Here is a 14,944-nt window from a genome sequence, read left to right as displayed (position 1 = left end):
CAGGAGGGAATCATATGGAAAGACAACAAAACTATGCAGTGGAGGTAGAGGATTTAACCGTAGCCTATGACGCCAAGCCTGTCCTTTGGGATATAGACTTAAAAATCCCAAAGGGAAAACTGATGGCGGTGGTCGGTCCAAACGGAGCCGGTAAAACGACCTTAATCAAAGCTATGCTCGGACTTTTAAAGCCAGTCACCGGAGCCGTCCGGTTTCTGGACGGAAATGATGATATACGTACCTTAAAAAACCGCATCGGCTATGTACCTCAAAGCGGCAGTGTGGACTGGGATTTCCCAGCCACAGTGCAGGATGTGGTGCTGATGGGCTGCTACGGAAAGTTGGGCTGGATCCGCCGTCCCGGTAAACCGGATGTGGAGCTGGCAAAACAAATGCTGGCAAAAGTAGGCATGCAGGAATATGCTTCCCGCCAGATCAGCCAGCTCTCCGGCGGCCAGCAGCAACGGGTTTTCCTGGCCCGCGCCCTGGCACAGGAAGCTGAAGTTTACTTTATGGATGAACCCTTTAAGGGGGTAGACGCTCAAACGGAACGGGCGATTGTAGCACTGTTAAAAGAACTGAAGGAACAGAATAAAACCGTGGTGGTCGTCCATCACGATCTGCAGACGGTACCCGATTACTTCGACTGGGTTACCCTTATTAATTTGCGCGTGGTTGCCTGTGGACCTGTGGAGGAAGTATTCCACGAAGACAATTTAAAAAAGACCTACCAAAGCTCCGGTACGCTTCTAAGGGGTGTGATGTGATGTTAAGCAGTATTATTTCGTTATTTTCCGACTATACATTCCAGACAGTAGCTCTGGGTTCCGCCCTCTTGGGACTGATCAGCGGAGTACTCGGCAGCTTTGCAGTGCTTCGCAGGCAAAGCCTGCTGGGTGACGGAATATCCCACTCCGCCCTCCCCGGTGTGGTGATGGCCTTTGTTCTGTCTGGCAGTAAAAATACAGAGGTTCTGCTGATGGGCGCCCTTATTTCCGGTTTGCTGGCAACACTGTTTATTGTCAGTATTGTGAGGCATACCCGCGTAAAATTTGACAGTGCGCTGGCTCTGGTGATGTCCGTATTCTTTGGATTGGGCCTGGTGCTGCTCACTTACGTACAGAAGATACCAAACTCCAATCAGGCTGGACTGAAACGCTTTATCTTCGGTCAGGCGTCTACGCTTTTACAGCGGGATATCATTCTAATGGTAATTTGCGGTATTATATTATTGGCACTGGTGCTGCTGTTCTGGAAGGAATTTAAGCTTTTCACTTTTGACAGCGACTTTGCCCAGAGCCTTGGCTTTTCCCCAAAAAAGCTGAATCTTCTGCTGTCATTTATGATTGTACTGGCAATCATTATCGGTTTGCAGACGGTGGGCGTTATTCTCATGAGCGCCATGCTGATTACCCCTGCAGTTGCCGCACGCCAGTGGACCAATAAGCTGTGGGTCATGGTAACGCTCTCAGCGCTTTTCGGAGCAGCGTCCGGTATCGCAGGAACGGCCGCCAGCTCTCTCGTTCCAAAGCTGCCGACAGGCCCGGCTATTGTGGTTTGCGTTAGTGCCATCGTGATCATCAGCGTCCTGTTCGCTCCTGGGCGCGGTGTTCTGCACAGGGTATATCAACGAAGAAAAAATAAGGTTTTATATAAGCTGGAAGGAGGTGTGCCGGATGGCACCACAAATTGAAATTCAAATTATAGCCGTTATTGTTGCTGTGGCCTGCGCTCTCCCCGGAACGTTTCTGGTACTTCGTAAAATGTCAATGATGTCGGATTCCATTACCCATACGATTCTATTGGGAATTGTACTCGCTTTTTTCGGCACCCACAATCTCTCCTCACCTTTGCTCATTGTGGGAGCCGCGTTAATGGGGGTGGTGACCGTGTGGCTTACGGAGCTTCTAAGCCGGACACGGCTGCTGGCGGAAGACGCCGCCATCGGCGTGGTGTTCCCCTTGCTCTTTTCCATAGCCATTATCCTGATTACCCGATACGCCGGCTCAGTTCATCTGGATACTGATTCAGTACTATTGGGAGAGCTGGCTTTTGCTCCTTTTGACCGTATGGTCATAGGCGGCGTTGATGTAGGTGCAAAGGCGATTTACACAACAGGGATTCTGCTGTTGATCAATCTTTCTGCAATCATCATTTTCTTTAAAGAACTAAAGATAGCAACCTTTGATCCCATGCTGGCTGCCGTGCTGGGCTTTTCCCCGGCACTGGTACATTATGGACTGATGACGCTGGTATCCCTTACCACTGTCGGAGCATTTCAGGCGGTAGGATCTGTGCTGGTGGTAGCCTTTATGATCGGCCCCCCGGTGACGGCTTATCTGCTGACAGACGATCTCAAACGAATGCTGATATTAAGCGGGATCATAGGAGCAGTTAATGGGATCCTGGGGTATCAGGCGGCGGCTATGCTGGATGTGTCCATAGCTGGCAGTATGGCTGTGGTTACCGGATTAGTGTTCTTCCTTGTGTTTGTTTTTGCGCCCCGCAGGGGACTGATCCGTTCACTTCTCAGACGGAGGAATCAGAAACTGGAATTTGCTAAAGCGACACTTCTTTTTCACCTATCTAATCATGAAAACAGTGCAGAAGAAAATGCGGAAGCAGGTATTGACACCATAAAGACGCATTTGCACTGGACTGGTGAATTTACTTCGAAAATCATCAAATCTTTAGTACGTGAAGATTGCGTTCAGCTATCCGGTGGCTTGGTGAAACTGACGCCTGAAGGGCGGTATGCCATTATGCGTAACTATATCACGCTTTTCTCACGATAATATTGATTATAAAAAACCAGACCCTATCTTTTGGAAAAGGAAGGGTCTGGTTTTTTAAATTAATCTGGCGTTTTCTTACCTTTCAATGCTGCAGCTGACGCCTGCACCGCCGCATACATAACTCCTGCGCAAGGCCAGATAATCCATGTCCTGCTCCAATTTCCCGTATAAAAGCTGATGCCGAGATATACTGCGGTAATGGTACTCCAATAGATCACATGCAGGTATTCTGTCTGCTTCTTTTCCAGTTTTTTCTCTACCGTATAATCCCCCTCCTGCAGCAGCATCTGGAAGCAGCCTTTTTTCTCTCCTGCTATTACGAATAAAAATACAGCACAGGCAACTATGATCAACAGGAACACTACACACATAACATAGACAAAGTCTGAGCTGCTTAACGCAACGGCTGTCATCAATGGCAAAGCACAGATAATACACAGGAAGATACCAGCCACATTAAAGATTCTATAGGTTCCTTCATATTCTGCCATCCTTTTTCGTACGATACCTTCCACTCCATATTCCAGGCGGAAGATTTCTTTCTCCAAATACTGGTAAGATTCCATCTTCATTCCATTCATTACAAAAAACACTGTGACAATTCCGACAATCAGCAGCAATATGGCCACTCCCAATCCTCCTGCCATGTTTTCGCTGATGTTTACATCTTTTAATTCTGTTAATCCTCCAAGAAAAATCAGCATGACCGGAGACAAAACATAAGCCGAGATACCTGAGGCTGTCTTTTTTGCCCCGCGGATCTTGATATCCATGAATTGATTGGCCATATCAAGGGTAACTGTCTTCTGAACCTCATCGCGATCAGTTTCCATGGCAATAGATACCGGATCTGCCTCCATCTCTTCCTTTAATAAATAATCCGTACTGACATCGAATGCCTGACTAAGTTTTAAAATTCGTTCCAAATCAGGAATTGAAGTTCCGGACTCCCACTTAGATACTGACTGCCTCGATACGCCCATCTGGTATGCCAGCTCCTCCTGCGACCATCCGGCCTTCTTACGCAATGCAATAATTTTTTCTGCTAATATCACAATGCACCATCCTTTCAAAATTTATTTATGTCATTCCATCTTCAAATGTCCTGTAATAAATATCTGCGTTCACCTGGTGATATATGACTGTCTGTATTATAGTATTTTTACCGGTTGACAACCACCAAGTGCGCTGTATAATTTGTCAACTGGCGGTTGCAAATTCTACTTTACTATATCAATGACCGTTTTTACAATACAAATGTGATGATTTAACTGAAATACTAAAAGAATTTATTGAGTTTGAGGACAAGGTAAATTACTGGAGTATCAGATATTCGAAATCCGCGCCCCTACTTGATGAGGTTAAACTATATCCCGAAAATAATACATTAAAATATGCAGAAAAGCCTTGACTACTACGTAACGTGATAGTGTACCATTTAGACATGGAACGAAACAGATTATTCGTCGGCAAATATCTGTATTGTTCTCAATTATCCAAGTGAAAGGGGCTGATAAACATGAAAACTATAAGCCAGGTTGCTGAATTAACAGGTATCAGCACACGGACGTTGCAATACTATGATGAAATTGGTCTTTTAAAACCGAGTGAATTAACACCATCTGGTTATCGTTTGTACAGCGATGAAGTCTTGCAAAAGCTGCAGCAAATTTTATTTTTTAAAGAACTGGATTTTAAACTGAAAGAAATTAATGAAATACTGCAAAAACCAGAATTTGATAAAGTTGAAGCATTTAAGAAGCAAAAGAAGTTACTCTGTTTAAAACGTGATCGGATAGACAAACTTATTGAGCTTCTGGATCGATTAGAAAAAGGAGAACCGTGCATGAGTTTTAAAGAATTTGACCTAAGTGAATATATCGAAGCATTGGAGCAATTCAAAAATCAAAAAGAAGACGATGTTATAAAACATTGGGGCAGCATCGAAAACTTCAACCAGCTGATACAAAAAATTAAAGATGATGAATCCAACGTAGCTAAACTTGCCATTAAACAATTTGGAAGTATTGAAAAATACACGGAAGCCATGAAATACAATCTGGAACATTTTACGGATTTAATGGAGCAATCAAAAGAACTCGCCAAGAACAAGGATGAAATATTGCAGAAAAGCAATGATTTATACGTGAAATTAACTTCTGATTTAACAAAAGACGCTGCTTCCAGAGAAATTCAGGATATTGTCCACGAAATAGTGGAACTTTCCAATGAAAACAATTTAGGGATAGATATGGGTGATGGATTCTGGGATATGGTAATAGAAAGCTATTCCCATGATACTATCAGGGAAATCACTGATAAAAAATATGGAGCCGGTGCTTCCGATTATATTATGAAGGCATTGCAATATTATTTTCACAATTAAACTCTCAAATAATAAAACAGAGCCGCTTTGGATCAAAACGGTACAAATCAACACCGGAATCATAACCACTCAAAAAACGCTGCAGCCCGCATAAATGCCGGGCTGCAGCGTTTCAACTCCTTATTCACTCTTAAATATCCCCTTCCTCTCCCTGCAGCACCAACCTCACCTTACGCTCAAAGGGTACATATTCATTTAAGTAAATGGTATACCCCTGGGAATTCACCTTCTCACCACTATAATGTCCTTTAAACGCATGCAGGCCAAATCCTGGTCCAATCTTAATTCGTTGTCCCTCATGATGAAGAACAACATCCCCTTCCCGCAGAATCATTGAAGCTCCCGGATAAGTATCCATGCAAAAACTCTTACTCTCTAACACTGCGCCGGACGGTACACACAGTTGAAGCCGAATAGGTACACGGCTTATCCCCTCTGCTTTTAGGGATAATTCTGCACCGCCCTTTACTTCTGTCACTCCAACCCAAAGCTTCACAGCACCCTTTACCAGCACCTCTCGTTCCGTATGGTCCATTTTCCACCAATCACTGGTATCCGGAGCCTCTTTCCAGGGGAGGTAATAGCGGTTTTCCACGGTAGAAGACAGCTCATATTCCTTCTCTTCCATCATCACCTTCATATTAGCCGCTTGAAAATACCTGTTATCCCCTATGCTTTCTCCAATCCGTACATAAATTAGAGTTGATTTCCATTTTAAATAGAGGAATTCATCCTTTCCTCTCAATACACTGTATCCAAAGTTATCCTGCCTGACCCGAACCACTCCTGATTCTTCATAAAACTTACGGTAATTTTCCAAGTACCCATATTCCTTAAATTCAAAATTCTTCATTCTCTGATGCAGCATAACGATATGCAGACAATCCGGTGCCAGGTCTCCCCGTTCCATATTGTCTCTGATGATCTTATGGGCTGCTCCTTCAAACAATCTGCGGTTCTCCTCAGATGAAAACGAAAGGCTTGCCATGTAAAGATATTGATAGAAATATTTATCAGGATAATCTGCCTTTCCCTTATCCTGCCTGGTTGAGTTTAGGGTAAATATCGTATCATCCGGATCTACAAAGGTAAGCATCATTTGCAGATTCCGTTCTACATATCCCAGATATTCTTCATTTCCGGTCTCCTCATAAAGAGCCATCATAGAATTGTTGACCACCGCATTATAATTCCCTGTGGACCGCTCAGCATATTCCCCATCTGCGTTTCCGTCAATTCCCTCTCTTATATACATCATGGCTCTCTTAGTCAGACGTTCAGACAGCTCCGGCTCTTTAAACAAATGGCTTCCCTGAAGAAGTGCTGCTGCAATCCCCCACCTGTGATTGGGCGTATGAAATCCTCCTGTGGCGATGGCATCTAAGGCCTTTCTCATAATCCATTGATACTTATCCTTTAATTCTTTTGTATCATCTTCTTTTTCATAGGCCTCAAGCAGCCGGTAGGCAGCAATCAGACGTTTAAAACAAAAGGAAGTGTCAGCCGCAGAATGAAAATTACAGGAAGGATAGTCGAAACTACCATCCTCCCTTTGACACCGGATAACAAAATCCAGAGCTCGGTTCATTGCATCATACAAACGCGGCTCATGATAGAACCTGCTTTCCTGATTCACATAAACTGCTACCGCAGCTGACAGCAAATAGATCGTAGGCTTTGCCTCTAAAAGCTGGGTCTCAAAAGCACCGTCGGCAATGTTGCCTCTGTCTTTCATCTGATGGGCCAGAAACTCTTCAGTTCTCTTTTCTGCCGACCGTACCATATGTTCCATATAGCGTTTCACAGACCATTCCTCCCATCACCCTTTTACACCGGTTGCTGCGATTCCTCCGGTAATATACTTCTGCAAAAACATAAAGATAATAATGAGAGGCAAAATAGAAATAATGGAAGAAGATAAAATCGCATTCCAATTCACGCCCATCATACCAATGTAGCTCTTTATCGCAATCTGAATCGTAAACTTCTTCTGATCTGACAGTACCATAAGCGGAAGAATATAGTCATTCCACCTCCACATAAAGGAGAAAATAGTAAGTGTTACCGTCACAGATGATCCAAGGGGCAGCATAATCGACCGGAAAATCTGGAACTCACTGGCGCCATCAAGCCTTGCCGACTCGGCCAGAGAAAGGGGAATAGACATATAATGCTGACGGTACATAAAAATTCCTGTTGTAGTGGTCACCACCGGAAGGATAACACCCCAGATATTATTGTACAGATGTAGTTCACTGATTACCGAAAACTGAGCGATGGTAAGAATCTCTCCTGGAATCAGAGTACCAAGTAAAAAGATGCCAAATACCTTATTTGTATACGGAATATCATGGCGGTAAATAGCCAGGGCATAACCGCACATGGAACTGATCACTAAGGTAATTGCCGTCCCCACTACCGCTAAGAACAAACTGTTTTTTACATAAGTGAAAAAACCGCTTGCAATCACACTCTCATAAGACTTAAACGTAAATTCCTTTGGAAAAAAGTGCAGCGGATAGGCAAATAATTCCGTAGAATCTTTAAAAGAACTCATAAGCAGCCAGATTATAGGAAATATCATCACAAAAACTGTGCCCATACCAATAGCCGTGACAAGCACAGAAGTAAATCTTTTCTTTCCGCTGTTCATCATACCTCACCTCCTCTGGTCATCTTAAACTGAATCATGGCAATTGCAATAAAGATAAGGCTAACTACCACTCCGATCGCCGATGCATATCCATAGCGGGCCTGGGTAAATCCCTGGTCAAAAATATACTGAACGATATAAGTAGTGGAGGTTCCCGGTCCTCCAGAGGTAATCCCTTGTACCAATGCGTATTCCTTCAACAAGTTAACAGTAGAAAGAAGCAGTACAATAAAAACAGTAGGTGACAAAAGCGGTACGGTAATTCTGAAAAAAGCCTGAACCGGTTTGGCACCATCCACACTGGCAGCCTCAAATAATTCCTTGGATATATTATTGATGCCTCCGATAAACATAACCATATAAAATCCTGTCGAAGCCCAGTTGGAGGCGAAACTGACTACAAAAGTAGCCAGATTCGAATTTAGTGCCCACTGAAGCGGAGTTCCTCCAAAAGACTGTATTACATAATTAATTAATCCATATTCCTGTCCAAACATCCAGTTAATCGTAATACCTACTACCAGTGCTGATAATAGAACCGGAATATACACCACTGTCCGGACCAATGTAGTAAGCTTTAATTGCTTAGAGGTAACCAATGTGGCGATAAGAAGAGGAACAATCACTTTAAAGGGCAGGCTAAACAGCATATATACAAAGGTTCTACCCAATACCTTATAGAAATCCTTACTGACCAGCAGTTTCGTATAATTCTTTAGTCCTACAAAGTCCATCGTCTTCCATCCGTCATAATTTGTAAAGGAAAATCCAATACTTAAGATCAGAGGAAGGATGAAAAATACGGAAAACAACAGCACTGCCGGTGCCACAAACATCCAGAATGCCCTGGTATGCGAAAATGCCTTTCTTCTCTTCCCCATATAAGTCTCCTCCTTTTACTTTGTTGCTTATTCTTATTGAGTAGTTGTCCAGCCTGATGATTCAGCTAATTCTTTTGTAAATGCATCCAGAGCTTCTTTTGCCGTGATCTCACCGCTTACCGCACGTTTTATGTAATCCCGGTATTCATTATCCTTGTAGGTTCTCCATGCAGAGCTTTCATCTACCATAAAGCTGTCTGTCACATAAGAAACCTCATTCTGAAGAATCTTAAAGTCTGCCGCTGCTTTTTCGTCAGCCGGTTCATAGATCACTGATTTAAGTGAAGATAATCCCTTGTCTTCCTGAATATAATTCTTGAAATTTTTCTCATCGTAGAACCATTTTACAAATTCAACAGCAAGGTCTTTTCCTGCTGCATTCTCCGGTATTGCCAAAGCTTCACCACCGATAATAGCTGCCTGTGAAGCACTTCCCTTAGGAGTCGGCATTACACCGAACTTAAATTTAGACACATCTGTGGTCAAAGAATTATAATTCCAGGAACCGGATAAAAGGATGGCAGAATCTCCATTCTTAAAATACTCCACCGGGTTGTCAGTAGAACCGCCGGCCCAGATGGCTTTTGGCATAACACCGCTTTCATTCGCAGCCACGAACTTCTCCAAAGTAGCCACGTTTACTGGATTATTTACATTGACTTTAAAGGTGTCTCCGTCTTTTTCTACTAAAGAACCGCCATTGGCATACATCAGAATATCATATCTGGCTCTCGAAACATCTGCTGCAAAACCATACTTAACAGTGCCGCTGGCCTGGATCTTCGCAGCATTCTCATACAGTTCGTCCCATGTCCATGGGTTGTCGACTGTTGGAGCCTCTACTCCGGCGGCTGCAAATGCATCTTCATTGTAATACATGCAGGTAGTAGTAAACTGTCTGGGCAGGCCTGATATCTTATCTGATTTATAATCCTTGCCTACGATCTTTAAAGCAGAATCTTCAAATAAACTTAAATCCACTACCTGGGCCATATCCATAAATTCTTCCGGATATAACTGATGAAGTCTCGTAGTTGCGATGATATCCGGCAGATCCTTATTCTTTGCCATAGCCGGGAATTTGGTCAGCTGGTCATCATGGGAAATGATAATCATATCAATCTGGTTTCCTGTTTCCTCACTCCAGGCTTTAAGCGCATTATTCAGTGCGTTTTCGGCCCCCGGCTCCTCTGGCATCAGAACTTTCAGTGTTCCGGCAGCGGCTGCCCCGCCTGCTGCTCCCGTTGCTTCCGGTGCTTTTGTTGTCTCTGTTCCCGATCCCTTAGAACCGCAGGCGGCTAAAGAAGCAGCCATAACGGTTGCCAGCATTCCTGCTGCCACTCTCTTCCATGCTTTTTTCATAGTAAATTCCTCCTTAACTTTTTTGTGTTTTTATACTTAAACCTGCCCCACGTTCGGCAGATAGAGCATAGCCCTGTTTCCCTCTTGCGTTCCAATCATCTACTGCTTCTCGGTCGCATATTTCTTTGGCGTTGTTCCTGTATTCTTTTTAAAGGTATTGATAAAATGGCTGTCGCTGTTATAAGAAAGAGCCACCGCAGTTTCTGTCACGGAAAAACCATTCTTTAACATTCCTTTCGCAGCTGTCATCTTAAGATTAGTGATATACTGGCTGATGGTAAAACCTGTTTCTTTTTTAAAATAATGGCTCAAATAGTACTTATTCATATAGAACTGTTCGGCGATACCATCTAAGTCCAGCTTATCTTCCACATGAGCAGCAATATATTTCTTAATTAATTCGATTCGATCCCTGTCATGGACCGGTCCGCTCTCACCTTCAAATGCAGCCATTTCTGCATCATCTATGGATTTTTCTGAGAAGAAATCATACAGCCGGTTAATGTAGACCAGCAGCTCCATAATAGCCAGATTTAAAACAACCCCGTCCATACCTTGTTGTGTGGACACACTGCATTTCTCCACCTTTTCAAACAACCCAATCACTTCTCCAAGATGCTCTTTATTCAGATACAGCTTGTGAATAAACCCTTCTGGCCGGTGTTCGAAATATTTAAAGAAGTCATAATCCATAGCCTGTGATACAGCCCTTAAACGATCCGGATCAAACATAACCACATAGCGGTTATAATCCTGCCCTTTTACACCGGAAGTTTTATGATACTCCCGATTGTTAATTACAAAAAGAGTCCCTTTATCCACCTCATATTCCCGGTTGTCTATACAAATTCCGGCACCATCACTCATAACCAAAATAATTTCATAATTCTTATGAAAATGGAGCCCTTGCATATTCCAATTCTGAGTACCGCCGCTATAATAGTAAAATGAATCAAATTCCTCATAAAATATGCGTGATTTCACCGTATTCTTCCTTTCAGGGCATTCCTTCCTTACTTCATAAACTCTGCCAATAATCCTCCATCATCTCCTGAAGCATTAATATCATAAGCGCCTGGCCATAAGTCATGGGATAACAGGGAATATTTTGATAAAATGATACATTCATACCAATGGGAGTACCGTAAGAAACCTTATCCACGGTTCCATCTTCCTGTATGTACGTAAGGATATGTTTGACGCCTTCTGAAATCACAGGAAGATATTCTTCTGCTTCCAGATACCCCAGACGAACCCCTTTCATCATACCAGCCAGGAAACCGGCGCCGGCGGAAATTTCAATATAAGTACCCGCATCATTGATCACCGTATGCCATAATCCGTGAGCCTTGTCCTGATAACGTTTAATCGCCTGGCATTGGTAGCGGTACACGCTTAAATAATGTCTTTTTAGCGCTGGATAAACATCTCTTTCTTCCAGATATTCCATCATTCCAACCGTATACCAGCTATTTCCTCTTCCCCATAGAACTTTGCCATAATTGTGGTTTTGATTAAAGTTCCAGCCATGATAAAACAGGCCTTCTTCTTTGTTGTATAAATACTTGATATGACTGACAATCTGATAATCTGCCTCTTCTGCATAGTCTGGCCTGTTAAGCAATTTTCCAGCCCGGCTTAAGAACAAAATAGTCATAAACAAGGTATCAATCAGGATTTCTCCGTCATTGGGATCTCCGGTGATCATGTGCTGGAAGCATCCGTCCTTTGTTTTTAACAGGCCATTTTCATCCATTACCCAATCAGCCCAGGAACGTATCAATTCCAAGTAAGATTCTTTTTGGGTAATCTCATAAATATAAGTCAGTGTTAACATGGGAGCTGTCGTATTCACATTCCGCTCCGATATTCCCTCTGAAATCCGCTCGTCAAACCAACGGATCAAAAAATCCAGCACTTCTTGTTCCTGAGATTTGCAATAATACTTATAAAGTCCAAACAAGCCTACTCCCTGAGGCCACTCCCAACAGTTCATATCAATAAGGCTGACCGGAAACTTCTCTTTTACTCCCGGATTTTTCAGATGCATCATTTTGTCGCTTACTTTGCCTAATATTCCTTCGATTTCATTCTTGCTAATCACCTTGATTCCTCCATTTACATTAGCTGCATGTTATTTCCATAACCCCTTGATAGGTATAGGGATAATCTGCAGCTTTTTTGCCGCCAATCAAAAGTCCTTCCTCAGCAAGAACCACATCACCATATTCGGTTCCTACAATATTCCAAACCTCACGATCCTCCTGTTTTATCATTTGAATCTTCTTAATCTTCTGATAAAATGCTTGTAAGCTTCCATATACATCTTTTCTGCCCATTTTGATCAGCCATATATTTTCCCGCCCGGGGCTTATAAATTCCCGATATTTGCAAGGTCCCTCTTGCTGCATATGCAGACCGTTAAGGGCAATCACACCGATATATCCGTCCTCCTGTTCCACAGTTACCACATGATCATCACCGATATATCCTTTAAATTCACTGAGCGGAATATAGGCATGGGTGTAAGAAACCGGATGTTCCTGAGGAATCTTATATTGCAGTATCCCTAAATCACGGTACTGTGCACCTCTTGGCCTGCTTCCATTACCTGCAAAAAAGTTAGGCCGCCCATTGCCGTAAGGCTGTACTTCTCCCGGGTGATTGACAAATACCTGGGCCGTGGGGTTGATGGTCGCCTGCATGATATGCTCCTGATACCCCGGTGTAAATGGATAAAAATCTACTGCGGTCGATAATTGTACCGTTGAGTCTTTATACATATATAGGTTTACATAACCTTCGTATCCTTGGGTCTTTTTATATATGATTGCCTCACCCTCCGGAAGTTCCATAAATTTCCGGTACTCTGCGGGCGGCTCATATTCTCCCAAGGCAAAGGATGTGTAGGCCAGAGCTGCACGGTTTAAACAGCCTTTATTATATGCGATATAAAGTAAAGAGGTGGTACCTGCCGTATAATTGCCTTTCAATTCCTTTTCATAACTGCGGCCAAAGGTAGTCATGACCGATCCCTTATGTTCCAGTAACGCCATGTCATAGAAGATATGGTCAAGGGCCTTCCTGGCGGCTTCCTTCCACTGGTTTCCAGCTTCTGTCAGATTATACAAAGAACATAGCCCCAGTACATCTACCGGAATATAGGCATTGGAATTCCATTCGGTTATATATTCTCCCAAGAATCCGGCAAACCATTTATCTAATAGTATTTCCGCCTTTGCCACCAGCTGGGTTCCAGTCAAACCGCTATTTGTAAATATTTGATCCGGAAACAGTCTCCCGGCGGCGTATTGACAGATATGAAATAATAATGCATGGTTTTCACTGAAAAACCACATAACATCATTCCCCGGTTCATCAAACCAGTACCGGAAGTTAAGCAATACTTCTTCGATCCGTCTCTTCGTTTCATCCCATAAAAGACCAGAAAACCGGATATAAATCTGTATAACAATGACAAGATGGAAATCACTGCAATCTTTGCGTAGCTCGATTCCTTTTAACTCTTCCAGCAATATTTGGTTAGCTGCTCTTGCATTTCCGTCCAGATAAAGCATAGCAGCAGCCTTGTACACATTCTCTACTTCCACCTCCCGCAGGTATGCAAGTGCTTCCAGCTTACGCTCCTTGATCCCGGAAGTTTTAGTTTCTAAGAGTTTGCGATGAAATACCTGGGTACCTATCCTGCGCCCTACTGCAATACCTTCGTATAGAACTTCTATTTGGAAGTAAAAAAATCCGGGCTTTACATCATCTGCCTCAAACAGCCGTACCTCTGTCTTGTCATTTGTCAGTCCATAGGTCCGTTTTTCTATCAGGCTTCCGGCGTCAGTCATCTTGTCCGCCACCGGCTTATAAAAAGCTGTCATCTGCAACGGTTCGTGAAATGGATTATGTATCTGAAGTTCTACGGGTTCGCTTATGTATACCTCTTTTTCAAAAGAGATATCATCCATCATATGTTCGATCTGATAGATTTTGTTCGCTTCAATCTCAGCCGGTACCGGAATACACATCCGTATTTTTTCATCACCTAAGTAAATCAGATGGAAATAGTAGTCAGTATCTCTCTCAGCTAAGTCATCTAAGCATATTACCAGTTTATTAAAGCCTTGTTTTAGCGGAAGAGTCACCTTCTGCTGCTTGACCATATTCCGAGTGAACGGGATAAAATCGGTGATCAGTACATCATTAAGCCATAAGGTGACACCACCGCAAGTCTCCAGTAAAAAATCTTCGCTGCTCTGAGTGTCGGAAAACAGACAGCAGTAGCTGTAGCTGCGTAGATAGGTAGGGTTAAAATAAAACTCAGAAAAATCAAGGCCTGCGTTTCCGAAGGGGTAGTAGACCTGAAGCGTTCTCTCCTGGTCAAATACTGTTATGGTATCATGAAGCTTGTATTGACTGATATCGATGTATTCTGGTGTCAGCGCCCTTCTTTTTTCGAGAAATTCACCTCGGCAAGGGTTTTCGTGGATAGAAAAACCATATTTTAGCCATTCATTGATATTGCCTTTTAGAACCGCTTTTTTGAATTCCTGAGGCTGGCAGTATGTGCCCGTCGTAAGAAAACGGTTGATTGTTTTTTGTTGATCTAAAGGATAAATTAAATGATTCACAGGTTCACCTCTTTTGATTTTGCTTTCTTGTATTTATTTTAGCATAATCTCGTGAAAACACTTGCATTATACAGTGGTAAAGTTATATAATTTTGCTAATTTTTGAGTTTGATAAGCCTTTCTATTATATAATATTTACTTGAATTTGGCATGGTAGAGGCCAAATGAAAGACCGTTCCTTTCAAGGAGTGGTCTTTCGATTTTATTATGGCTCATTTTCCATTATA

Annotated in this window: 12 protein-coding genes; 4 read left to right on the top strand and 8 right to left on the bottom strand. The window is 42.8% G+C overall.

Going from position 1 to position 14,944, the window contains the following annotated elements:
• The first annotated feature begins 14 nt into the window (after positions 1-14).
• From BMW45_RS14130 to BMW45_RS14120, 3 genes are read left to right on the top strand one after another with little or no spacing between them, the layout of a single operon-like run.
• Entirely contained in the window at positions 15-767 is a 753-nt protein-coding gene (locus BMW45_RS14130) for a metal ABC transporter ATP-binding protein (protein WP_025234320.1), read from the top strand.
• Positions 767-1,693, top strand: a complete 927-nt coding sequence (locus tag BMW45_RS14125; RefSeq protein WP_092244742.1) for a metal ABC transporter permease — start codon at positions 767-769, stop codon at positions 1,691-1,693. The genes BMW45_RS14130 and BMW45_RS14125 overlap by 1 nt, the downstream gene beginning before the upstream one ends.
• Positions 1,677-2,795 carry a metal ABC transporter permease gene (locus BMW45_RS14120; protein ID WP_092244738.1) on the top strand — a complete coding sequence of 373 codons (1,119 nt, stop codon included), beginning with the start codon at positions 1,677-1,679 and terminating at the stop codon, positions 2,793-2,795. Before BMW45_RS14125 ends, BMW45_RS14120 begins: the two co-directional genes overlap by 17 nt.
• A gap of 59 nt (positions 2,796-2,854) precedes the next feature.
• Here BMW45_RS14120 and BMW45_RS14115 read toward each other — a convergent pair whose 3' ends face one another.
• On the bottom strand, positions 2,855-3,850 hold the full coding sequence (locus BMW45_RS14115) for a helix-turn-helix domain-containing protein (protein ID WP_166433357.1): 996 nt from the start codon (positions 3,848-3,850) through the stop codon (positions 2,855-2,857).
• A 464-nt stretch (positions 3,851-4,314) separates the two neighbouring features.
• Between BMW45_RS14115 and BMW45_RS14110 the strand changes: the two genes are divergently transcribed.
• Positions 4,315-5,181, top strand: coding sequence for a MerR family transcriptional regulator (locus tag BMW45_RS14110; protein ID WP_092244732.1), 867 nt, complete (start codon positions 4,315-4,317; stop codon positions 5,179-5,181).
• Positions 5,182-5,311: 130 nt separating this feature from the next.
• Here BMW45_RS14110 and BMW45_RS14105 read toward each other — a convergent pair whose 3' ends face one another.
• The 7 genes from BMW45_RS14105 to BMW45_RS14075 form a co-directional block, all read right to left on the bottom strand.
• Positions 5,312-6,985 carry a prenyltransferase/squalene oxidase repeat-containing protein gene (locus BMW45_RS14105; protein WP_092244729.1) on the bottom strand — a complete coding sequence of 558 codons (1,674 nt, stop codon included), beginning with the start codon at positions 6,983-6,985 and terminating at the stop codon, positions 5,312-5,314.
• Between the two features lie 15 nt (positions 6,986-7,000).
• Entirely contained in the window at positions 7,001-7,837 is an 837-nt protein-coding gene (locus BMW45_RS14100; RefSeq protein ID WP_029701999.1) for a carbohydrate ABC transporter permease, read from the bottom strand.
• Positions 7,834-8,715 (bottom strand): carbohydrate ABC transporter permease, encoded by an 882-nt coding sequence (locus tag BMW45_RS14095; protein WP_092244726.1) that lies wholly within the window; start codon positions 8,713-8,715, stop codon positions 7,834-7,836. Before BMW45_RS14095 ends, BMW45_RS14100 begins: the two co-directional genes overlap by 4 nt.
• Positions 8,716-8,748: 33 nt before the next feature.
• Positions 8,749-10,077 carry an ABC transporter substrate-binding protein gene (locus BMW45_RS14090; RefSeq protein WP_092244723.1) on the bottom strand — a complete coding sequence of 443 codons (1,329 nt, stop codon included), beginning with the start codon at positions 10,075-10,077 and terminating at the stop codon, positions 8,749-8,751.
• Positions 10,078-10,176: 99 nt separating this feature from the next.
• A complete protein-coding gene (locus BMW45_RS14085; RefSeq protein WP_092244720.1) occupies positions 10,177-11,061 on the bottom strand; it encodes an AraC family transcriptional regulator in 885 nt (294 codons plus the stop codon).
• A gap of 34 nt (positions 11,062-11,095) precedes the next feature.
• Positions 11,096-12,181: a glycoside hydrolase family 88/105 protein gene (locus tag BMW45_RS14080; protein WP_242883027.1), complete on the bottom strand. Its 1,086-nt coding sequence runs from the start codon at positions 12,179-12,181 to the stop codon at positions 11,096-11,098.
• Positions 12,182-12,200: 19 nt separating this feature from the next.
• Positions 12,201-14,717, bottom strand: a complete 2,517-nt coding sequence (locus tag BMW45_RS14075) for a hypothetical protein (protein ID WP_092244717.1) — start codon at positions 14,715-14,717, stop codon at positions 12,201-12,203.
• Between the last annotated feature and the right edge of the window lie 227 nt (positions 14,718-14,944).

It is taken from the genome of Lacrimispora sphenoides (assembly GCF_900105215.1).
Taxonomy (GTDB): domain Bacteria; phylum Bacillota; class Clostridia; order Lachnospirales; family Lachnospiraceae; genus Lacrimispora; species Lacrimispora sphenoides_A.
This window is presented reverse-complemented; position numbering and strand designations above follow the sequence as displayed.